Genomic DNA, 23,354 nt, shown 5'->3' with positions numbered 1-23,354 from the left:
CGGCATGTTTGGAAAATGGCTATTGAGCAATTCACCCCGAGCAAAATTGTGAGACGGTGACGGTCGCAACCGTTAACTTGCTAGAGTATGTTTGTACTCGAAGAGGAGTTACATGTAAGTGTAACTTGAACATGAGGTGGTAACACGCAAAAAGGCGTCCTCAAGAAAGTGATGAGTCATTTTCTTGAGGATGCCTTTTTTATCGTCAAATCGAAGGAGGAGTAAAAATGATTGAATTACAAGCAATAAATGTTTCTTTCCAACAAAAAGAAAAGACGATCCAGGCAGTGAAACAGGTGGATCTTTCGATTGCTAAAGGAGATGTTTACGGTATCGTTGGTTATTCAGGTGCTGGGAAAAGTACGTTGGTACGTGTCATGAACCTGTTACAAAAACCAACAAGTGGCAAAGTAATCATCAATGGAACAGAGCTAGGGCAACTATCCCCGAAAGAATTACGAAAAGAACGAAAATCGATCGGGATGATTTTTCAACATTTTCACCTAATGGAAAGTCGCACGATTTTTGACAACGTCGATTTCTCGTTGAAATATACGAAAAAATCGAAACAGGAGCGTCGTCAAAAAGTCAATGAGCTTCTAACATTAGTCGGGTTAGAAGAAAAAGCTACTGCTTATCCAAAACAACTTTCAGGAGGACAAAAGCAAAGAGTTGCTATCGCTCGTGCATTAGCCAGTGATCCACAAGTATTACTTTGTGATGAGGCAACGAGTGCCTTAGATCCAAAAACGACGCATCAGATTTTAGCTTTGTTGAAAAAATTGAACCAACAATTAGGATTGACGATCGTCTTGATCACACATGAGATGCAAGTCGTTAAAGAAATTTGTAACAAAGTAGCTGTGATGGAAAACGGAGAAGTGATTGAACAAGGAAGTAGCGTTCAGATTTTCAGTGCACCAAAAGAAGTTTTGACGCAAGAGTTTATCCGAACAGCCACCCACGTTGACCAAGCATTAGAAACGATTCGCTCGCACCATGCTTTTGCAGATCAGTTGACGAATAAATGGTTAGTGGAATTGAGTTATGTGGGCACACAAACGAATGAACCGTTGATCGCACAACTTTATAGCAAATACCAAGTCAGTGCGAATATTTTATACGGCAATGTAGAACTATTACAAGAAACCCCATTAGGACGATTGATCGTTACTTTATCAGGAGAGATCCATCAAAGAGAAAAAGCCTTGGCTTATCTTATTGAATCTGGTGTACAAGCAACGATTTTACAAAAAAACGGAGCAAGTAAGGAAATGAAAGTGATTCAAGGAGGACGCTGATATGACACATTTCTTAGAAACCTATTTACCCAATGTCTATTTGATACCCGATGAATTTATTGAAGCGACGAAACAAACGTTGTATATGTCTTTTTGGACCGCTTTGATCGGAGGTGTGATCGGTCTCGGTTTTGGGATCGTACTCGTTGTGACTCGTCCGAAAGGTCTGCTTGAAAATCGCTTGCTTTATGAGGTACTAGACAAAGTCATCAATGTTGTCCGCTCGATTCCCTTTATCATTTTACTTTCTTTACTGGCATTGACGACTCGATTTTTAGTCGGTACTACGATTGGCGCGAAAGCCGCTTTGGTTCCTTTGATCTTTGGGGTTGTGCCATTTTTTGCTCGACAAGTAGAAAATGCGTTGTTAGAAGTAGATCCTGGAGTGATTGAAGCGGCCGAATCAATGGGAACCAGTCCATTAGGGATCGTTTTTAGAGTCTATTTGATCGAAGGATTGCCAGGGATCATTCGTGTTTCTGCATTGACGATCATCAATGTCATTGGCTTGACTGCCATGGCAGGAGCAGTTGGGGCAGGAGGATTAGGAAACCTAGCTATTTCTCGTGGGTATAATCGTTTTCAAACAGACGTGACTATCGTCGCCACTTTGTTGATCTTGATCCTTGTTTTCTTAAGTCAATGGATCAGCAACTTATTGATCAAAAAAATATCACATTAAACTGGAGGAATCATCATGAAAAAAATCATTCGTTATACAGTACTCGCTTTTGTTGCACTTATTTGGTTGGCTGGCTGTAGCCAAGGAAATGCTGAAACAGATGCAAGCAAACAAACGACAGTAAAACTTGGGATCATTGGAGAGGACACTGATGTCTGGGATGATGTCAAAGAACGTCTAGCAAAAGAAGACATTGAATTAGAATACGTGAAATTTACCGACTATAACCAACCGAATGCCGCATTAGCGGATGGCTCGATCGACCTCAACGCTTTTCAACATCAATTCTTTTTAGATAACTACAATACAGAGCACGGAACGGATCTAGTCTCGATCGGCAACACAGTAAATGCACCGTTAGGAATCTATTCCAATACGATCCAATCCACTGATGATATCGAGGATGGTGCAAAAGTAGCTATTCCTAACGATGTCACAAATGGCGGACGTGCGTTGCTATTGCTACAAACAGCTGGTTTGATCAAAGTTGATCCAGCGAAAGGCCAAACGCCGACTACTTCAGATATCACTGAAAATACAAAGAACCTAGACATTTCTGAACTGGATGCCTCACAAACAGCTCGTGCATTGAATGACGTGGATCTTTCAGTAATCAACAGTGGTGTGGCAGTCGATGCAGGATTGAACCCAACGAGTGATGCGATCTTTTTAGAACCTGTCGATGACAGCGCCAGACCATATGTCAATATTATTGTGGCAAGAAAAGAAGATGAAAATAATGAAACGTACCAAAAAATCGTCGATACGTATCAAACCGCAGAAACAGCAAAAGTGATTGAAGAAACATCAAAAGGATCAAGCGTACCTGCTTGGGAAACATTTGGTAAAAAATAAAAAAAGCAAACTGGAGGAAATCGATATGACAACATCTACTTTAACAACACATTCTTTTAAGGAAGCAATCCAGCAACGATTAACTGAATACCAAGCATTAGCACTCGATATCCATGACCATCCAGAGGTCAGTAACTATGAGTTTTATTCTTCAGATGCCTTGATCAAACAATTAGAAAAAGAAGGATTTTCTGTGACAAAAGATGTTGCTGGTCATCGAACAGGATTTGATGCTCGTTACGCTTCAGGAAAACCAGGACCAACGATTGCTTTTTTAGCAGAATTTGACGCTTTACCAGGAATCGGTCATGCTTGTGGACACAACTTGTTTGGTACGTATTCTGTCTTAGCCGCAAGTGTTTTACGTGAACGAATTGCTGAGATTGGTGGAGAAATCCGCGTATATGGCACACCTGGAGAAGAAGGTGGCGAAAACGGATCAGCTAAAGGAAGTTTTGTACGGGAAGGCTTTTTTGAAGATGTGGATGCAGCCCTTTGTGTCCATCCCGCATACCGCTACGGTAAAATGACAGAATCATTAGCCAATGATCCAGTAGATATCAAATTTCATGGCGTTGCTTCCCATGCGGCAGCCGCACCAGAAAAAGGAGTGAATGCCTTAGAAGCGTTGATTCAAGTGTTTAATGGAATCAACGCGTTGCGCCTGCAACTGCCAAAAGACGTCAATATCCATGGCATCATCACGGATGGGGGAGTCGCTGCGAATGTGATTCCTGAATATGCAGCGGGTCGATTTTACTTACGAGCAAAAAATCGTCAGACATTGAATGAGGTGTATCAAAAAGTCGAGAATATTGTGAAAGGTGCGGCTTTGAGTACGGGAACAAGTTATGAATTTGGATTGTTCCAAAATTCCGTTGATGATGTGATCGTGACGCCTTCGTTTGATGCGCTGTTCTTCAGCCATGTGAATGCAGCAGGTGTACCTGATGAAGAAATCGAAACAAAAGAACAAACAAGTCTAGGTTCTTCTGATGTTGGTAACGTGAGTCATGTGATTCCGACGATCCAACCAACTGTCTCGATTGCGGATGAATATATCGCCGGTCATTCGGAAGAATTTAAAGCAGCTGCTCGTAGTGAAAAAGGACTAGCTTCGATTGCCATTGCTGCTGAACTATTGGCAAATACTGCATTAGATCTATTTGAAAAACCAGAACTACTAGATAAAATAAAGCAGGAGCATCAAGCAATCCTTGCAAAAAAATAACGGGAAATGATGGATAGAAGAAAGGACTTGCTGATTGTGAATCATAACATTTGTTTTCAGAAAAAACACATTTAGATTGACAAATTGTCAAGATGCAGGTAAACTTCATGAAAGTTCACTTTTCACCCAGTAGTAGTTTTGGTGTTTTGTTCAGAAAGTCGGTGGTTGCTGCGAACCGACCAAGCCATTTCTATGAATTACAGGAAAAGTTTTAACAATTAAATCATTCAAATCAAAGTGAAAAACAGATCTGTTTTTAATTAAGGTGGTACCGCGGAGAAATTCGTCCTTAGTTGAAAACAGATCTTTTTGTCTTTTTTTAGGGAGGAAACGCAGATGAATTGTGGCGGAGTCATTCGATATCGAAGCTTTTTTAAGACGTAACAAACTTAAAAAAGGAGAATGGATATGGAAAAAATAAAAAAACCTAGTTTTATAGAAGCAGTGAGTGTATTAATAATTATCGTTGCAACGATAGCAGCCGGAGTAGTTGGCTTTAAGATTTCACCGAATATCGCGATTTTGATTGCTATTGGTATGGTCATGGTCTACGCAGTAGTGAAGAAACAGCCAACCGATCGATTACATGAAGGAATCATCAATGGACTTAAACCGGGGATCATCCCGATCTTTATCTTTATTTTAGTCGGCGCATTGATTGCGGTCTGGATCCAAGCTGGCATCATTCCAACGTTGATGGTCTATGGCTTTAAAATCATTAGTGTCCCCTGGTTTGTGCCTTCCGTTTTTGTTGTATGTGCCATTGTCGGCAGTGCAGTCGGTAGTGCCTTTACTGTCATGTCAACCATCGGTATCGCCTTTTTCGGTATCGGCACAACGTTGGGATTGAACCCCGCATTAGTCGTCGGTGCCATTGTTTCTGGGGCAGTTTTTGGAGATAAGATGTCGCCATTATCTGAATCGACAAATCTGGCAGCAGCAATTGTTGATGCGGATCTATTTAAACATATCAAACATATGATGTGGTCAACACTTCCGGCATTTATTGTTTCTTTGATTTTGTTTGCATTTTTAGGACATACAGATAAAGGTGCTAGCTTGACAGAAATCCAAAATGTAATAACCATCTTAGAAAATAACTTTACGATTTCGATCTGGTCTCTAATCCCTTTATTCTTGATGCTGGTTTGTGCTTGGAAAAAAGTTCCAGCGATCTTAACGATCCTGTTGAATGTTGCCGTAGCAGTTGGAATGATTTTTATCCAAGATCCAAGCACTTCGTTCTCAGGACTAGCGACAGTCCTCGAATCTGGTTTTCTATCTGAAACAGGAAACGCGCAAATCGATGCGTTACTTAGCCGCGGTGGGATTGAAAGTATGATGCCTACAGTTTCCTTGATTATTCTGACGCTTTCATTAGGCGGTTTATTGATCGAATTTGAGTTGATCTCTACAGTGATGGAAGTGGTATCGAAGAAAATGACGACGACACCTAAACTGATTTTTACGACACTAATGACGAGTATTGGTGTCAATCTGTTTATCGGTGAACAGTTCTTATCTGTGATCTTACCCGGAAATGCGTTCAAAGAAACATACAAAAAAGCCGGACTTGATCCAACTGTTTTGAGTCGTACCTTAGAAGATGGAGGGACAGTCATCAATTACCTTATTCCTTGGGGGATTGCCGGTAGTTTTGTTGCCAGCACGTTTGGGATACCAACGATGACCTACTTACCATTTGTATTTTTCAGTTTGCTTTCTCCCGTCTTTTCGATGGTCAGTGCCATTACTGGTTTAGGTATTGCAAAAAATAAAGAAAAGCAGGAACAATTGAACGTTGTGAAGGAAACGATATAAACTCAAAAAAATAGTCACCCAATCAGCGGGAGGCTATTTTTTTTGGATAATCAATGGATTGCCTCATCAATTGAACGTATCGATGAAGTGAAACAACATCTGTTCAAGTGTCGTTGCAAAAAAACGAGGGTGATCTTTTTGGACGAATTGTTCATTCAGGCTCAAAGATCTCTTAAAAGACTAATAAAAACCAGCTAGAAAGCTCAAAGATCCATCAAGTGATCTCGTATGTTCTAGCTGGTTCATGGGGAAGTTTTAGTTATCTAGCTTTATCATCAATCAAATCGAAGAAAAAGGCTCATTTTTTATCGCAAAGACATCTTTTTTCTTTTGATAGCTAAAGAAAATCACCGCATATAACAAAGCTGTCAAGACCGTTACACCAATTGAATTTGTCATGAGTATCCCAATCAAGATCAAGCTTAACGCGATCAAAGCAAATAAATTAAAGCTTTTGGCTTGCCAAGTGCCTTTCTTCAATGCTAAACGAAAAGCGGCAGCACTGATCATTAGCCAAATCACGAGTACCGTATAAGAAAGGGAACCGGCTAAGTAACCGAAAAGTTTGTCACCTACGAAATAGGAAAGAATGACACCCAGATATAGCACGCTGGTACAAAATAATACAGCACGTTGTGGCACATAATGTTTGTTCAACTTTGCCAGTTTCTTGGCGGTGCCTTTTTTGTCTTTCAAACGGAAAAACAATAGACGAGAAGAAGCATAAACGCCAGAATTGATCGATGAAAAGAGTGCCAAGACAATGACGAAGTTCACGATATCACTAGCAAAAGGGATATTCATCTGTTCAAACACCAAGACGAATGGGCTAACCGCAGAACCAGCTAAAGTGTTCCAAGGGAAAAGAATCAGCAATAAGAAAAGCGGAATAATATAGAAGGAAACAATTCGGCCCATGACCCCTTTTATCGCTTTTGGTATGGCTTTTTTAGGATCGTCCGCTTCACTGACAGTGATTGCAATCAATTCTGACCCGCCATATGAATAGATAACGACAAGTAATGAACTAACGACCCCTTTTAATCCATGGGGAGTAAAGCCACCGTGATCAGTCAATTGACTTAATGTAGGAAAAATTCCAGTTCCTAACATTTGTTGTCCGACGAGATATAACCCGAAAAGAATCATCAAGATAATGACACTGATCTTCGCAAAAGCCAACCAATATTCGGTTTCAGCAAACAAACGGACAGAATAAAGATTGATCAGAGTCGTTAAAATAGCTAAAAGTAAGATGAAACACCATGCAGGGACATGCGGAAACCATAATTGTAAGAAGGAAGCTGCTGCTACAGCCTCAGCGATGATATTGATCATCCACATGGAGTAATAGACCCAGTCGACGAAGTCCGCAGAATGATTACCTAAATAAGGGCGAATCAAGCCAGATAATCCATGTTGTGTATCCCCACCGTCTAAAACTAACTTACCTAGACCACTCATCACAATAAATAAAATACCACCACCGATCAAAAAAGCAAGCAAGACCGCAGGACCAGCGATTCCAATGGCTTCACCACTTCCTTTGAATAAACCAGCACCAATTGCACCACCCAAAGCAAGCATCGTGATGTGTCTGGAGCTTAGCTGTTTTTTTAATTTTGTTTGTTCTGTACTTTCCAACAAAAACCCTCTTTTCTAAAAACATGAATGAAAAAACAAATAGGTTATAAAATAATATTCTCTATAATAACAAATTGTCTGACAATTACAACTATTCTGAAAACTTTTTTGTAATTTTTAATGAAACAATCATAGAACTCTTATCTGTTTTGATAATTATTGTTATATTTCTATAAAAAATAACTTGAAACGAAAGCGTTTCATTCGCTTTTTCCTTTCATGCAGGGCTATTATAAGAGGAAACCCATACTTAATAGGTTTGTTTTGAGTAAGTAAAAATAAGGAGTTGATAACTATGAGCCAACACGAACGATTGCTTATAGCGAAAAATAAGGCGTTATATTTTTTCCCATACGTACAAACAATGGACGTCATCTCAGCAAAAGATTTGATGGATGATTCCTTTATGTCATCGTTCCAACAGCAACTCGATCAATATAAACTCATCATCTTTTTAGATTATGGTTTTGATGTTGCATATGCTTCACGTATTCGACCGTACACGAATGCGAAGATCATTCTTTTCTTTTGGAACCATTTCAAAGAAGAGCACCTTCAGTTATTGAAGAAAGCAGAAGCAGAAACAGCCATTGATGACATTTACCATTTTGATATTTTAGAAGCTAAAGAATTAGGGATCAAACACAACAGTTCTTTTTATTCAAAAGAGATGGAATTACCAAAAGCTGAAGTCACGACTGATCTCTTCTTTGGAGCAACTGATAACGGCAGAAAACAACGAGCAGATGATTATCAAGCCGCATTTGAACAGTTAGGTATCTCAACCAATTTTTTTATTTTACCAAGTCGTGGAAATGATCAAGAAGGGTATCTGACCTATACAGAATATTTGCAAAAGACGAATGGTTCGACCGGTATTTTAGAATTGTTGCGAGAAGGTCAAAGTGGTGTGACTTTACGAACATTTGAATCTATTTTCTTCCAAAAAAAATTAGTCACTGATAACAAAGCGATTTCCGGGTATCGTTTCTACAATCCACAAAATATTTTCTTGTTGGAAGAAAGGAATTTGGATGAACTTCCTGCATTCTTAAATAGCCCTTATCAAACCGTCGATCGTGAGATCATCGAATTTTTTGATGCAGAAAATTGGTCACAACGGTTTATCGATTATGATCCTGAAGTATTTTCTATCTATGAATATAGCGGTATTGAAGCATATTAGATATGATAGAGTAAAAGTAAACACTTCGTTCAATCATCACAGTTAAAGGAGTTTGAGAATGAAATTACTCGCAGCAATCGATTCATTTAAAGGTAGCGCATCTTCCATTGAACTCAACCAAGCTGCCTTGCAAGGCTGGGGGGAGGCGGAACAAAAAATCAATCAACCAATCGCTGATGGTGGCGAAGGAACCGCTGAAGTGATTTACGATACTTTAGGTGGTGAATGGCGGACACTTTTTTGTCCGGATCTGCTCTTTCGTAAAAAAGAATGTCGTTACTTGCTGACACAAAAAAAGAACCGTAAGTTAGCCATCATTGAATCGACGGAAGTCATTGGCTTGGACTTATTGACCGAACCGACAGATCAAACGATCCGGTTAGCTTCAAGTTTTGGTTTAGGAGAGTTGATCAAAGATGCTTTGAATCAGCAGGTAGACGAAGTTATCGTAACATTAGGTGGTAGCGGTTGTTCTGATGGCGGCTTGGGTTTATTGCAGTCCTTAGGGGCGAAATTAAATGGTGTTACAGAAGGCAATCCTTTGTTATCCATTGAGGCACTCGACATCTCTCAATTAGAGCGAATCGAGCAACGATTGACGATTGCAGCGGATGTTACGAGTCCTTACACTGGCAAACAAGGTGCGACTCAGCTATTCGGGAAACAAAAAGGTGGTTCACCAGAAACACTAGCATTTTTGGAAGCCCAAGCGGAAAAGGTCGCTCAACAAATCAAAGAAAGCACAGCAATCGATTTGAATAAACTCCCTGGCAGTGGCGCAGCTGGTGGAATCGGAGGCGCTCTAGCCATTGTCGGGGCAACGATGAAAGCAGGATTTATGACTGTGGCTGAGTTAGTAGACTTAGAGAATAAAATCAAATCAGCCGATATCGTGATCACAGGAGAAGGACGGATCGATCAACAGACGATCCACGGAAAGGTGCCTTACGGTGTCGCATCATTGGCAAAAAAACACCACAAAAAAGTTGTAGCAATCTGCGGGAGTCGGGAAAAAGATTTAGGTGATTTAACGACGATTCTTCCCAGTGTATTTAGTATCCAAACTGGCCCAACTTCTCTTGATAAGGCATTGGATCATCAAGAAACACTAGAGAACGTCAGACTGCTTTCACAGGCAATCAGTGGCTTGTTGCGATAATTTATTGGTTGACAGTCTTAAAACACCTATGGTAACCTAGTGGCAAATAAAGACAAAGTGAGGGATCCGCGCATTGAAAAAGTAAGTCAATTTGTTGAAGCTGCATTTTAACTATACCTTGTTCGTTCAAGGGGATAGTATGCAGATTTTCAGAATTGGCTGCTTTCAATGAGTGGGTCTCTTTTTGTACTCATCTTCTTTGACCAGTTCTGAAAATAGGACTGGTCTTTTTTATAACGAGGTGAAGATAAATGTCTAAAATCGAAATCAAACAATTGACGTTTGGCTATGACAGCCAAGACAATCTGCTATTCGATCAAGCCAATTTAAATATTGATTCCACATGGAAATTAGGACTGATTGGTCGAAATGGTCGTGGCAAAACGACGTTATTAACTATTTTGCAAAACAAACTACCTTATCAAGGACAAGTGACCCATCAACAAGAATTTGTCTATTTTCCACAACAGGTCAGGGAAACGAATCGACTAACCTATGATGTGCTGTTAGAAGTTTCAGATTGTGAGTTATGGGAGATCGAGCGTGAGCTGATGTTGATGCAGGCAGATCCGGAAATTCTCTGGCGCCCTTACGATTCCCTTTCCGGCGGAGAAAAAACAAAAGTATTGCTTGCTCTCTTATTTACCGATGAACAACATTTTCCACTGATTGACGAACCAACGAATCACTTAGATGTGATAGGTCGTCAACAAGTGGCAGAATACTTGCATAAGAAAAAACAAGGATTTATCGTTGTCAGTCATGATCGTCAGTTTATTGATGAAGTCGTTGACCACCTTATGGTCATCGAAAAAAGTCAATTAGTGATCTATCAAGGAAATTATTCCATCTACGAAGAACAAAAGCGTAGAAAAGATGAATTTGAGTTAGCGCAAAACCAAAAAATCAAAAAAGAAGTCGGACGTTTGAAAAAAACCGCAGCTGAAAAAGCGGAGTGGGCTAATTCTCGAGAAGGAGACAAAACAAAAAAACGTGTTGGTTTTATTGATACCGAAGCACGGCGTGTCAATCGTGGAGCGATCGGAGCGGATGCCGCTCGTACAATGAAACGTTCAAAAGCAATCGTCAATCGGATGGAAACTCAAATTAGTGAAAAAGAGAAATTATTGAAAGATCTGGAGTCGATCGATCCATTAAAGATGTGCCCCAATCAGTCGCATCATAAACGCTTGTTGACAGTAGAAAACCTACAATTAGGCTATGATGAGATGCTATTCGATCCTATCAGCTTTAGCATCGAGCAACATCAGTGTGTGGCAATAACTGGACCTAATGGTAGTGGGAAATCATCGATCATCCAGTATTTACTTGGGGAATTTACTGGTCAATCCAAGGGGGATGTCACACGTCCGGCAACAATCAGCATCAGTTATGTTCGCCAAAACTATGAAGATAACACCGGAACATTAACAGATTTTGCGCAAAAGAATCAGCTAGACTTGGAACTCTTTTTAAATAATCTTCGTAAATTAGGAATGGAAAGAGACGTGTTTTATACCGCCATTGAAAACATGAGTATGGGGCAAAGAAAAAAAGTGGAATTAGCCAAATCATTTGCACAATCCGCAGATCTTTATATCTGGGATGAGCCATTGAATTATCTGGACGTATTCAATCAAGAACAAATCGAGCAGCTTTTATTACAAGTCAAACCAGCGATGTTGATCGTCGACCATGACCAGCGATTCTTAGAAAAAGTCGCAACGGAAAGAATCGACTTAAAAAGGATAAGATGAAAACAAATTTGAATCCCTAAGACTAATCGAACTGTAGTCGATTCCAAGCGGATGTTCCGTTTTGAATGAGATTGTATGATAGAATTGAAAGAGCATGAAATAAAGGAGAGTTACTTAATGTTATATATTACTAGACATGGCGAAACGACTTGGAATGCTCAAGGTTTAGTTTGTGGCCATGCAGACATCGAATTAACAGAAAAAGGCAAACAACAAGCAGAAAAACTCGCTGAGAAAGTCGCAGACTTGGAAGTACCGATCACTAAGATCATTCATTCCCCTTTGCAACGAGCAAGAGATACGGCGCAAGCGGTAGCAACAAAACTTACCTATGACAATGGATGAACGCCTGATCGAGATGGACTTTGGGGATTACGATGGTCGTCCTAGCGAAGACGAGGGGTTTCAACAAGCACGCCAAAACTTTGCGGTCCGTTTTCCAAATGGGGAATCGGTTTTAGATGTATATGCACGGATCACTCCATTGTTGAAAGAGTGCTTAGAAGATGAGGGAAATGTTTACTTGCTTGTTTGTCATAATGCACTGATCCGAATCATCAATGCGTATTTTCATCCGATGCCAAATGACACATTCTTTGACTTTTTTGTTGATAATACGGAATTAGTTACCTTTGAGTAGCTGTTTTCATTCGTGGTGTAACAAAAATAACTAGCGGATGTTATCGTAAATTTTCTAGTATATAAAATATTTTTTCTTTTCATGAAGATTATTTCACATAAGTACGCTTTCATGGTATAATTTCATAGGAATACAAAAAGAGAGGAAGAAATTTAATGTTATCAAAAAAATTATCTTTATTAGGTTTAACAGCAACAGCACTTTTGGCTTTAGGAGCTTGTGGTGCTGACAACAATGATTCATCTAATTCTAGTTCAGCTTCATCAACAACAGAAGTAAGTACAACAGAAAGTTCAGCAGATGTTGTATCAACAGCTTCAATCAGTGATGATCCAGCTGTTTTAGAAAAAGCAATGTCAGCTGACGGTAACTGGATCGTTGCAGCAACAGGTGATGTGACATTCTCAAATGATGTAACTATCGCAGGCGAATTCCATGACAAAGACGATGCAAGTGCAGACATCTACCGCAAGATCGCTTTATACTCACAAGACGACGATCGTAACGTGACTGCTGAATACACAATCACTGTTCCAACATTGATCGTTGAATCAGAAAACACAAATATCGTTCACGGAAGAATCAAAGGTGACGTACTTGTAAAAGCGAATGGCTTTGTATTAGACGGAGCAAAAGTAGAGGGTAACGTAACATTTGAAAAACAAGAATACCAAGATTCAGCAAAACTTGACGAAAACGACGCATCAGTAACAGGCGACGTAACAGTTAGCGAATAATCTTATAGTCATAAAGACATCTAAAGCAGAAATCCTTCTGTTTTAGATGTCTTTTTTCATTAAAAAACATCCGATATCAATCCTTAGCGATACGCCCATAGGCATAGTGAGAAGTTTTACATAAAAACAATTGAGTGAAAAAACGTATATAACAAAAAAGAGAGTAAACCTATGATAAAAAATAATATGGGGGAACAGATATTCATTGATAAAGGAGGGTATATGAAGAAACGACTTTGGTTAGGTGTGTTAGTAGTAATCATCTTAGGAGGAATCGGAGGGAAGATATATATAGATAAAAGAGAAGAAGATCTTCAAGAATTGCTGGAAATACAGAAAGATTTGGCGAATTATGTGTACAATAACTATCGATTATATACAACCAATGATGAGGAAACTGATAGGTTTACACAAGAATATAGTAATGGGGATTTGACAACAGAAGAATATGTAGAAAAAGTTGTAAGTGTTAGGAAATATATAGATATAAACAAAATAGAATTTACTGGATATTCGATTAGTCCGATGAATTTTTTAGAAGTACATTTTAACCTGAATAATTCTAACAAGCATATCGCAACTTTGGGAGTAAAATCCGCAGAAACAAATAAATGGCGCTATAATGTCGATATAGGTAGAAAAAAAACAGAAAACAAGTATTTTATAGAAGTAAGAGAGTTTCCTAATGGAATAGATATACCGACTGAAATAATTGAATATTATTACGGAGGTGTATAATTATGGATCAAAATAGAGATTTTTCCAATGAGGTTTATAAAGTTGAGCATGGAGAAATTAAACTGAACACTAAAATTGGAGAAAAACAAGATTATTTAGTTATAAATACCATAGATACCAATAAAAACAAAATCGGCAATGAATCTAAGCCAAAGAAAAATAGTACGCAGGCAATGGTAGTAGCAGAAATTAAAGATGAATTCAAAAAACTTAGTGATAATGAATTAAGAAAAGTACCTGGCTTCCCCGATTCCGTCATCACCAAAAACCTTACGATTGCTTATGCTGGTACGACTTCGCTCAAAGATTGGCATACGAACCTTGAGGAAATTGGTCGAAGTAATAAACATCCAGATGGCGCATTTGTCTCCGCTTTGAACTATGCCCGTGAAATTGAAAAGCAGTATCCCAAATCAGATGGCTATACGATCTCAACGACAGGGCACTCATTAGGTGGCGCTAAAGCTCTTTTTGTCGCAGCGATCAATGGTTATGACAGTGTGACGTACGCTGCGGCAGGCCCAGGACTTGCGCAAGCCTTATTCGATAATCACAACGGTACCCTGATCAATATCTACGACACTTCAGATGTCGTCACGAGTGGGCTTTTCACTGGTGGGAAAGGGATGCTTCCAATCAATAGTTTTGGAATCGATAATTCGGGCTGGGAAACATTTGGCCATTCGCTGGATCAATTCAGAACAGATGAAGAGGGAAATTATATCGATAAGCATGGTCAGATCATTGTATACGTCGATGGCAATGGAGGGATCTTGTTAGCCCCAACTTTGTGGCAACAAACACTTTTGGAAAACGAAGCAATGATCAAACTACTAGCAGTCAATGGCGAGCATACGCTAGATGAAATCAAGCGTTTGAAAGAAGAAAATGAGTGGCTCAAGGTTCAAATCAAAGAATTCTTGACATTAAAAGAGTTAGGGAAGAAGCTGACTGCAAGTGGCGGCGGACTTTCTCAATCAGAAAAAATTTATTTAGAGGATAGCCAAGCATTAGCTGTCGTACGGACCGCAGCCAGTAAATTTGATGAGGCGATGGGCAATGTTCGGGTGATTTACCAAAACGGGATCACGGAGTTGGAAGAGTTATGGAATGACTGGTTAGGAAGAATACGTAATTATACGCCACATTTGACCTATAACGAGGTGATTGAAACATTAGCCGAAGTGGATTGTACAAAGTGGGAGATCGTTGATGAACCGACACAGGAATTTAGAGATAAAATCCGGCAGATCGATCAGATGTCGGAACAGTTTCAAACGCTCGCCGATGAAATTACCCAAAAAATCAATGAAATGGTGGCACGTGACAAAGAATTAGCGAATCAATTGTTTGGCGTATAAAAGGAGGAGAGGAAAATTGAGTCAGGAAATACAGCTTTATGAAACATATCAAGCAACGAAACGAGGGTTATCAGAGCAAGAAGAAGCATTGATTGCAACAGAAAGAAAAGTCCATGAGCTAGCGGAAGCAACTTACAAAGATCTCCGATTGATTTTACGCTCTTTTTCTGAACCACAAGAGGCTTTTGACTATGGACGTATCATGATTTCTCGTTTAGAAGAGGATCTGTCGACGGAATTGCGCCATCAACGAAAGAAAATCCAGCTTGACCTAGAAGATAACGAGCAGGTCTATCGTAAGAAACTCGCACAATTGGATTAAAAAGAATGGAGGTTTTGAGATGTTTGAAATGATTGAAACGATTGAAACGATTGATCAATGGTGGGAGAAATATCAGAAAGATATGGAGAAATACTTAACTCGTTCACTTGGAATCGCGCTGAAAAGTGAGAAGGGATTGAAGATAAGAACGACAAATCAATCTGGGAAGAATGAGACAAATAGAGCAAAACGCACGATTTCTTCAGCAGGTACAGGATTGAAGGAGACGCTTAAAGGGCAATTCGGCAACAAAGTGTCGCTAGCTTTAGACGAACAAGAAAAAGCCTTAGACAAAGGTTAGTCAAAGAAACACAAAATATTTATTCTTACATAAATTGATTAAAGGATTCTGTCAGAACTGATCAACTGAATAATCTATAAAAGCCGAAAATAGGTTGGGCTATTTTCGGCTTTTTTGGATTGGTTGCTTAGATGAATTCATTGATTAGGTTTTTTTACACTGCCAAGAAATGAAATTTAATATATTTTATATTTATGTTGAAAAATTATTTCATACGAAGTATAATCAATTTATAAATGAATGCGGATACATGACAAGGGGGAGAGTACATGTTTGGTTTTTCTGTATTTATGAATCAAGAGTTGTCCGAAGAAACGAAAATGTATATCCATGAAATGGCAGAGAAGGGATTTATTGGCATCTTTACATCCATGCATATTCCAGAAGATGATCCTTCAGCTTATAAAAGGCGTTTGACGGAACTTGGCCAAGAAGCAAAAGCAACTGGATTAGAGTTGATGGTAGATATATCGGGTAAGGCATTAGAGTTGGCAGGGTTCTCCTTAGAAAATCTTGAGCCATTAAAAGAGATTGGTGTGACAGGTCTGAGGATGGATTATCACCTGTCGAACCAACAGATTGCGAAGTGGTCTCATCAATTGAAAATCAGTTTGAATGCAAGCACGATCACTGAACAAGATGTGCAAGAATTAAAAGAAGCAGGTGCTGATTTTACTCAGATGGAAGCTTGGCACAATTATTATCCGCGCCCAGAAACAGGGTTAGACAAATCGTGGTACCGAAGAAAAAATCATTGGTTAGCAGAACAAGGATTTACGATTCAAGGATTTGTACCAGGAGATGAAGTGTTGAGAGGCCCTTTATACAAAGGACTTCCAACATTGGAAGAACATCGCTATCAACATCCTTTGGCAGCAGCGCTAGACTTAGCTTCATGTGGAACCGATCTGATCTATATTGGTGACGGTGGGCTATCGCTGACCACGCAGGAACAATTTTCGTATTATAAAGAAACAGGCGGTATCTTATTGCATGTGACATTGTTGGACCCAACATTTGGTCCAATCATTTTAGGCACACATACGAATCGACAAGATGAAGCTAAAGCTGTGGTACGTAGTGCAGATGCACGATTTAGAGAAATCCCTCCTATTCCTGCTCGACTAACAGATGAACGGGAAATAGGTACGGTCACGTTAGATAATGAAGCGTATCTTCGCTATATGGGTGAAATCCAACTAATGAAAGAAGATTTACCAGCAGATGAAAAAGTCAATTGTGTGGCACGAGTGATCTCGGCTGATTTGCCATTGATCCAACAAATCCATGCAGGAATGATCTATAAATTTAAATGTAAAGAAGGAATTGAGAAATGACGATCGATTTAGATAAATTAACAACGGAACGTAGAAATCAAAAAACATTTGGTTTGGATGAGATGAGTGTTTCTGAAGCCGCCCGCTTGATGAATCAAGAAGATCATGAAGTGGCGGCAGCTGTCGCAAAAGAATTGTCAAGTATTGAACCAGTGATTGAAGCAGCGATTGTTTCTTTCAAAAAAAATGGACGCTTGATCTACATGGGGGCTGGCACAAGTGGACGATTGGGTGTACTGGATGCAGCCGAATGTGTCCCTACATTTGGTGTAGAGCCTGAAATGGTCGTTGGTTTGATTGCAGGTGGTGAAGCGGCTATGACTGTCGCAGTTGAAGGTGCAGAAGATTCCCTTGAGTTAGGGAAAGAAGATTTGATCCAGTTGAACTTGACGGAAAATGATTTGGTCGTAGGTATCGCAGCTAGCGGTCGCACGCCTTATGTGATTGGGGGCTTAGACTATGCTCGTTCAATCGGCGCAAAGACGGCAACGATTTCTTGTAACAAAGAAGCTGAGATCAGTCAACATGCTGATTTTCCTATTGAGGTAGATGCCGGACCAGAATTTTTAACAGGTTCGACACGTTTGAAATCAGGAACTGCACAGAAATTGATTTTAAATATGATTTCTACAATCAGTATGATCGGTATCGGAAAAGTATTCAATAATCTAATGGTCGATGTCAAACCAACAAATGACAAATTAGTCGAACGTTCAAAGCGGATCATCATGGAAGCAACCGAAGTGGATTATGAAACAGCAGAAAAATACTTTTATGAAGCGGAACAAAATGTTAAACTAGCCATCGTTATGTTATTGACGAATAGTGACAAAGAAACAGCAAAAAGAAAACTAGCTGAGGCAGACGGCTTTGTAAAACGAACGTTGTAAGGGGGAAAAGGAAATGGCAAAAAATGAATTGACTTTGACAGAACTGGCAAAACAAATTTATGCTGGGGCTGGTGGCATGGGCAACGTAGACAGCGTTGTCCATTGCATGACACGGGTTCGGATGAAAGTCATTGATGAATCGTTGGTCGACGTAGCGAAATTGAAAGCGATACCGGGCGTATTAGGGGTAGTAGAGGATGAACAGTTACAAGTCATCATCGGACCTGGGAAAGTAAATAAAGTCGCACAAGAAATGGTTGATCAAGCGGGTGTCAAACTAGGTGAAAAAATTCCTGGAACCCCTGATGGTACAACTGGTTTATCAGGGAAAGACAAGGTCAATGAACGTGCACAAGAGATGAAAAACGCACAAAAATCAAAGCAGAAACCGTCAAAAATCAAATCTATTTTAAAAGATATCTCGAATATATTTGTCCCAATGATTCCAGCTTTTGTTGGTACAGGGATCGTTGCAGGGATCGCCGCAGTATTGACAAACCTTGTGACAGCTGGAACCATTGATGGTGCATCATGGCAACAGTACATTGATATCATGAACATTCTTAAAAATGGGATGTTTAGTTATCTTGTCATTTATACTGGGATCAATGCTGCGCAAGTATTTGGCGCAACGCCAACACTTGGTGGAGTTATCGGTGCGGTTGTCATGTTGACGGGGATGAATCCAGAAGCTCCTTTGACGAACCTGTTTACTGGAACGCCACTTGCTGCCGGACAAGGTGGGATCATCGGTGTGATTTTTGCGGTCTGGTTGCTTTCGATCGTTGAAAAGAAATTACACAAAATCGTTCCTGATGCAGTAGACATCATTGTGACACCAACACTTTCATTGATTGTCATCGGGCTGATCGAGATTTTCTTGATCATGCCATTAGCTGGTTTTATCTCAGATGGTATGGTAGGTGGGATCAATTGGGTACTTAGTGTGGGTGGCGCCTTCTCAGGATTTGTATTAGGTACATTGTTCTTACCAATGGTCATGTTTGGTCTGCATCAAATATTGACCCCGATCCATGTGCAAATGATCGATGAAACAGGACGTACATTATTATTGCCTATTTTAGCAATGGCAGGAGCTGGACAAGTTGGTGCTGCTCTTGCTTTATGGGTACGTTGTAAGAAAGACAAAGAATTGACTGAAATGATCAAAGGTGCGTTACCTGTAGGGATTTTAGGAATCGGTGAACCATTGATCTACGGTGTAACATTGCCTTTAGGCCGTCCATTCATCACTGCTTGTATTGGAGGCGGTATCGGTGGTGCGGTGATCGGTTTGATTGGGAATATTGGTGCCATTGCTATTGGACCTTCTGGCGCAGCGTTGATTCCTTTGATTTCAGATGGCAAATGGTTTGGCTACGTCCTTGGATTGTTAGCTGCTTATGCGGGCGGATTCTTAGCTACTTTCTTTTTCGGGATTCCTAAAGAACAATTAGCGAAAGAAGAATTAGCAGAAGAGGCACCTATTCAGACAGCACCAAGTACCGGTTCAACAAATCAAACACAAGCTGTTCAATTATATGCAGTAGCAGATGGCACAGTACAATCAATCGAACAAGCGAATGATCCAGTATTTGCTCAAAAGATGATGGGAGAAGGATATTTCGTTGAACCAACAAACGGTCATATCTATGCGCCAACTTCAGGGATCATCAGCTCTATTTTTCCAACGAAACATGCTATCGGATTGACAACAGCTGATGGGTTAGAGCTATTGATCCACATGGGTATCAATACGGTGGAACTAGGTGGAACGCCATTTGATATAAAAGTGAGTGAAGGACAAGCTGTCACAAAAGATACGATGATAGCGGACGTGGATCTAGCTGCGATCAAAGAGGCAGGAAAAGAAACCGCTATGATGGTTCTCCTGACAAATATGGAACATGTCCATTCGTTTGTATTGACACATACAGGTGAAGTAACAGCAAAAATACCAGTGATGGATGTTGAAAGTGTGAAATAATAAAAAGCGCAAAATCCTTTGATTTTGCGCTTTTTATTAAGCTCTATATCGTTGAACTAAAGCATGGTAGATTCTTTCAACATCTGTTGGCGTACCACGTAATTCATAATCTTCTACCATAGGGAAGCCGAATTGTTCAGCATATTGTTTCGCTGTCAAACAATACTGATAGTTAAAGTTTTTATTTCCGCTACCGACAACACCAAGACAAAGCGTTTGATTTTCTTGATACTCCAAGTATTCTCGCATGGTTTCTGTCAAAATCTCTTGGTCACCACTGTCAATGCCATTGCCTCCTTCTAAATAGGTTGGCACAAATACAAAGAAAGGTTTGGTTTCTTTTTCAAAGTCGCTATTTTCATGGATCTCTTTCAGGTGGACTAAGGGAAGTGAAGCATCTTTTTCATGTTGTTCCGCAGCAAATGCTGCTAATTTTTTGACGAATCCTCGGGTATTACCAGAAATTGAGATATATAAGATATTCATGATATCGTCCTCCAATCATTCTTATCCAGTATAGCATTTTTTTGTTTTTTGGGTAGAGAAGAAGAGGAAGAGAAGCGGTCGCTTTCCTTGTATAATTAGAAAAAAATAGTTACAATTAAATTTCAATTAGAATTTTTTAGAAAAAAATAAATGAAACGAAGTTTTGCTATACTTTGCATAAAAGCGGTTTATTTTGGAGGATGCGTACATGGACACAGAGCGACAGAAAAAAGGTATTGGATTAATCCCACTAGCGGCCTTAGTGATTGGGTCAGCGATTGGAGGTGGCGTTTTCGGTATTATGACCGACATCTCAGGATCGGCTGGTGGCCCGGCATTGTTCAGCTGGGTATTAGTTGGGACGTCCATGATGATGCTCTCTTTGTCAATCAATAATATCAATAAGAAACGTCCAGAATTAGAAGGCGGTATTTTTAGTTATGCCGAAGCGGGCTTTGGTCGATTTTCGGGATTCATCAGTGGGTGGGGCTATTGGCTGACCTGTTGGTTAGGAAATGTGGCGTTTGCTACGTTATTGATGAGTGCGTTGGGCTATTTCTTTCCGATTTTTGACGGTGGACAAAATATCGCCTCGATCATTGTCAGCACCATTTTTTTATGGGGGTATGCTTGGCTCGTCAATCGCGGAGTTGAAAATGCCAGTTATGTCAATGCAATCGTGACAATTTGTAAATTAGTTCCGCTATTTTTATTTATTATTGTTGCTATCAGCACATTTTCACTACAACAATTCATCGATAATTTTTCAAGTGACATCATCTTGAATGTTAATGGACAACCGATTCCTTTCTCAAGTCAAATCCTAAGTTGTATCATGGTGATGCTCTGGGTATTTGTTGGGATCGAAGGTGCATCTGTTGTTGGTTCACGAGCAAAGAAAAAATCAGATGTCGGAAAAGCTACGATCTTAGGGATTTTTGGATTGATCGTGATCTATGTTTTAGTTTCGATGTTGCCTTACGGTACGATGACGATGGAGGAACTCCAAACGATCCAAACACAACCAGCAATGGGCTATGTGTTTGAAATGATGGTTGGTAAATGGGGAGCTATCGTGATCAATGGTGGACTAATCATTTCCTTAGTGGGTGTATGGTTGTCTTGGACGATTCTACCGATTGAAACGATGCGTAATATGGCTGATGACGGCTTATTGCCAGCGCGTTGGGGGAAAGTCAATAAAAAGGGCGCACCGACATATGCCATCGTATTAACGACTGTATGTACAAACGTCTTTTTGCTTTCGTTACTATTTACAGATAGTGCCTATAACTTTGCTTATACTTTAGGAACTGCAGCGATTTTCTTTACGTGGTTGTTCTTAGGACTTTATCAAATGAAACTTTCTTATCAAAGAAAAGAGTGGGTCCAATTTTTGGTTGGCTCATTAGCAAGTGCTTTTCAAATTTGGGCAATGCTGTTTGTCGCTTTCAATGAAGTGATGCTCGTTCTTGTATTATTTTTACCAGGTATCTTATTTTATCTCAAAGCAAGAAAAGAGAAACAGCAAGCTGTTCCACAGACAAAACTAGATTATCTATTGCTTTCGTTAGTAGCGATTTTAGGGGTAGTGGCATTGGCATTATTTGCCACTGGAGTATTACATCTATAAAACCTACGAAAGTTTAATACCATTTATTTATATTACTCGAAAACATCTGAGCGATCGACCAAATCTGGTCATTGCTCAGGTGTTTTTTGCTATCTGTTATCTGTTCCTTCGATTGAAAAAAACGTGACTTTCTCAAAATGATTTTACACGATCGTATACTCAATTTCAGTGAATCAGAATGATTATGTTGTCACATCTCACACATTGAGGTAGTTACGATTTGGATGATTGTTCAAACAAACAATTTTGTAAGAGAAAATGGTGAGAGAAAGATGGTCGAGGTAGGCGGTGATTGGCTATACTTGATTCTTGAGGCATAAAAATGGAGGGAATATATGAGAGTAAAAGGGTTGACGAGCTATCAATTGAAATGGATAGCGATTGTTTTTATGGTTGTTGATCATATCAATAGTTATTTTGGGATGCAATTAGGATTACCAAGTTGGGTCTCATGGTTGGGACGTTTTGTTGCGCCATTATTTGTATTTTTATTAGTTGAAGGTTTCAAATATACCCATAGTAAATATCAGTATGCGAAACGATTAGGACTGGCGGCTTTCGTCGTTGCTATCGGAAATATCGTCTATCAGTTATTAACAGGAAGTTACATCAGTGAATATAATCATCAGCCGAACTATTTTTTATTTTTAGGTCCACATAATATTTTTTTGACATTATTTTTGCTGTTTTGCTTGATGTGGCTTCTTTCTACGATAAAAGGAAAAACGCTTTGGAGAAAAGTGATGCTCTTAGTAGTAGCATTTTTATTGATCATGATTACAGTGGCTTTTTCAGAAGGTGGCATGTATTTAGTTCCAATGTTGTTACTAATGTATTTCTTCCGCGAGAAAAAAGAACGAGGGAAATTGGTTCTAGGTATTTTTGTTTATTCGCTGCTTTTATTTTGTCTAGCAATTTTTTCCTACACACAAATGCCTGAATATCAATCATTGTATCAATTTTTAACGTTTGATAACGAATTTATGATGGTCACAGTGATCCCGTTTATCATTCTTTATAACGGAAGACTAGGTGGGACAGGACGCGCATTCGACAAGTACTTTTTCTACTTGTTTTATCCGCTACATCTATGGATCATCTACTTGGTTTTTTCTTTTGTTCATTAAGAAACAAATGACTAGCTTGTTTAAACAAATGAGACGAGGTCGGAACAGAAATGTTCAGCCTCAAGAAATAAGGCGCCATCCACAAAAATTGTTCTTCAAATTCTTGTGGATGGTGCCTTGTTTTTTCGAAGAGGTTACTTCTGTTCCTGTCGTTTATTC

Annotated in this window: 20 protein-coding genes, 1 pseudogene and 1 other annotated feature (1 of these 22 running past the window's edge); of the genes and pseudogenes, 19 read left to right on the top strand and 2 right to left on the bottom strand. The window is 39.5% G+C overall.

Annotated elements, in window-relative coordinates:
• Nucleotides 1-165, top strand: a binding site (T-box leader); it begins 75 nt to the left of the window's first position.
• Nucleotides 166-227: 62 nt separating this feature from the next.
• The 5 genes from CUS89_RS04905 to nhaC all read left to right on the top strand — a co-directional run bounded on the left by CUS89_RS04905 (nt 228) and on the right by nhaC (nt 5,890).
• The gene (locus CUS89_RS04905) at nt 228-1,301 is read left to right on the top strand and encodes a methionine ABC transporter ATP-binding protein (protein ID WP_104871271.1); all 1,074 of its coding nucleotides are present in this window, start codon (nt 228-230) and stop codon (nt 1,299-1,301) included.
• 1 nt (nt 1,302) lies between these two features.
• Nucleotides 1,303-1,983, top strand: a complete 681-nt coding sequence (locus tag CUS89_RS04900; protein ID WP_019723687.1) for a methionine ABC transporter permease — start codon at nt 1,303-1,305, stop codon at nt 1,981-1,983.
• A gap of 15 nt (nt 1,984-1,998) precedes the next feature.
• Entirely contained in the window at nt 1,999-2,838 is an 840-nt protein-coding gene (locus CUS89_RS04895) for a MetQ/NlpA family ABC transporter substrate-binding protein (RefSeq protein ID WP_104871270.1), read from the top strand.
• 25 nt (nt 2,839-2,863) lie between these two features.
• Entirely contained in the window at nt 2,864-4,069 is a 1,206-nt protein-coding gene (locus tag CUS89_RS04890; RefSeq protein ID WP_104871269.1) for a M20 family metallopeptidase, read from the top strand.
• 408 nt (nt 4,070-4,477) lie between these two features.
• Nucleotides 4,478-5,890: a Na+/H+ antiporter NhaC gene (gene nhaC, locus CUS89_RS04885; protein WP_104871268.1), complete on the top strand. Its 1,413-nt coding sequence runs from the start codon at nt 4,478-4,480 to the stop codon at nt 5,888-5,890.
• 279 nt (nt 5,891-6,169) lie between these two features.
• On the opposite strand, the gene CUS89_RS04880 is transcribed toward nhaC, so the two are convergent.
• Nucleotides 6,170-7,477: an amino acid permease gene (locus CUS89_RS04880; RefSeq protein WP_181055315.1), complete on the bottom strand. Its 1,308-nt coding sequence runs from the start codon at nt 7,475-7,477 to the stop codon at nt 6,170-6,172.
• Nucleotides 7,478-7,829: 352 nt separating this feature from the next.
• Between CUS89_RS04880 and CUS89_RS04875 the strand changes: the two genes are divergently transcribed.
• From CUS89_RS04875 to CUS89_RS04820, 12 genes and pseudogenes are all read left to right on the top strand, one after another.
• A complete protein-coding gene (locus CUS89_RS04875; protein ID WP_104871267.1) occupies nt 7,830-8,720 on the top strand; it encodes an oligosaccharide biosynthesis protein Alg14 in 891 nt (296 codons plus the stop codon).
• A 58-nt stretch (nt 8,721-8,778) separates the two neighbouring features.
• Entirely contained in the window at nt 8,779-9,879 is a 1,101-nt protein-coding gene (locus CUS89_RS04870) for a glycerate kinase family protein (protein ID WP_104871266.1), read from the top strand.
• A gap of 251 nt (nt 9,880-10,130) precedes the next feature.
• The gene (locus tag CUS89_RS04865) at nt 10,131-11,636 is read left to right on the top strand and encodes an Lsa family ABC-F type ribosomal protection protein (RefSeq protein WP_104871265.1); all 1,506 of its coding nucleotides are present in this window, start codon (nt 10,131-10,133) and stop codon (nt 11,634-11,636) included.
• Nucleotides 11,637-11,753: 117 nt separating this feature from the next.
• A pseudogene (locus CUS89_RS04860) lies at nt 11,754-12,276 on the top strand (histidine phosphatase family protein).
• Between the two features lie 155 nt (nt 12,277-12,431).
• The gene (locus CUS89_RS04855; protein WP_104871264.1) at nt 12,432-13,013 is read left to right on the top strand and encodes a polymer-forming cytoskeletal protein; all 582 of its coding nucleotides are present in this window, start codon (nt 12,432-12,434) and stop codon (nt 13,011-13,013) included.
• 222 nt (nt 13,014-13,235) lie between these two features.
• A complete protein-coding gene (locus CUS89_RS04850) occupies nt 13,236-13,751 on the top strand; it encodes a hypothetical protein (RefSeq protein ID WP_181055311.1) in 516 nt (171 codons plus the stop codon).
• A 2-nt stretch (nt 13,752-13,753) separates the two neighbouring features.
• Nucleotides 13,754-15,112, top strand: a complete 1,359-nt coding sequence (locus CUS89_RS04845) for a lipase family protein (RefSeq protein ID WP_104871262.1) — start codon at nt 13,754-13,756, stop codon at nt 15,110-15,112.
• 16 nt (nt 15,113-15,128) lie between these two features.
• Nucleotides 15,129-15,434, top strand: coding sequence for a DUF3958 family protein (locus CUS89_RS04840; protein ID WP_010734739.1), 306 nt, complete (start codon nt 15,129-15,131; stop codon nt 15,432-15,434).
• Nucleotides 15,435-15,453: 19 nt separating this feature from the next.
• Entirely contained in the window at nt 15,454-15,735 is a 282-nt protein-coding gene (locus tag CUS89_RS04835) for a hypothetical protein (RefSeq protein WP_258082384.1), read from the top strand.
• 269 nt (nt 15,736-16,004) lie between these two features.
• On the top strand, nt 16,005-17,072 hold the full coding sequence (locus CUS89_RS04830) for a DUF871 domain-containing protein (protein WP_104871261.1): 1,068 nt from the start codon (nt 16,005-16,007) through the stop codon (nt 17,070-17,072).
• Nucleotides 17,069-17,962, top strand: a complete 894-nt coding sequence (gene murQ / locus CUS89_RS04825; protein WP_104871260.1) for an N-acetylmuramic acid 6-phosphate etherase — start codon at nt 17,069-17,071, stop codon at nt 17,960-17,962. The genes CUS89_RS04830 and murQ overlap by 4 nt, the downstream gene beginning before the upstream one ends.
• Nucleotides 17,963-17,975: 13 nt before the next feature.
• Entirely contained in the window at nt 17,976-19,949 is a 1,974-nt protein-coding gene (locus CUS89_RS04820) for a glucose PTS transporter subunit IIA (protein WP_104871259.1), read from the top strand.
• 36 nt (nt 19,950-19,985) lie between these two features.
• On the opposite strand, the gene nrdI is transcribed toward CUS89_RS04820, so the two are convergent.
• A complete protein-coding gene (gene nrdI, locus CUS89_RS04815; RefSeq protein ID WP_104871258.1) occupies nt 19,986-20,435 on the bottom strand; it encodes a class Ib ribonucleoside-diphosphate reductase assembly flavoprotein NrdI in 450 nt (149 codons plus the stop codon).
• Between the two features lie 208 nt (nt 20,436-20,643).
• Between nrdI and CUS89_RS04810 the strand changes: the two genes are divergently transcribed.
• Nucleotides 20,644-22,068, top strand: a complete 1,425-nt coding sequence (locus tag CUS89_RS04810; protein ID WP_104871257.1) for a basic amino acid/polyamine antiporter — start codon at nt 20,644-20,646, stop codon at nt 22,066-22,068.
• A gap of 335 nt (nt 22,069-22,403) precedes the next feature.
• Nucleotides 22,404-23,195 carry a TraX family protein gene (locus CUS89_RS04805; RefSeq protein ID WP_104871256.1) on the top strand — a complete coding sequence of 264 codons (792 nt, stop codon included), beginning with the start codon at nt 22,404-22,406 and terminating at the stop codon, nt 23,193-23,195.
• Nucleotides 23,196-23,354 lie beyond the last annotated feature (159 nt).

It is taken from the genome of Enterococcus mundtii, from assembly GCF_002947535.1.
Taxonomy (GTDB): Bacteria; Bacillota; Bacilli; order Lactobacillales; family Enterococcaceae; genus Enterococcus_B; species Enterococcus_B mundtii_B.
Note: the sequence above shows the minus strand (reverse complement) of the source record. Positions and strands in the feature narration are given on the sequence as shown.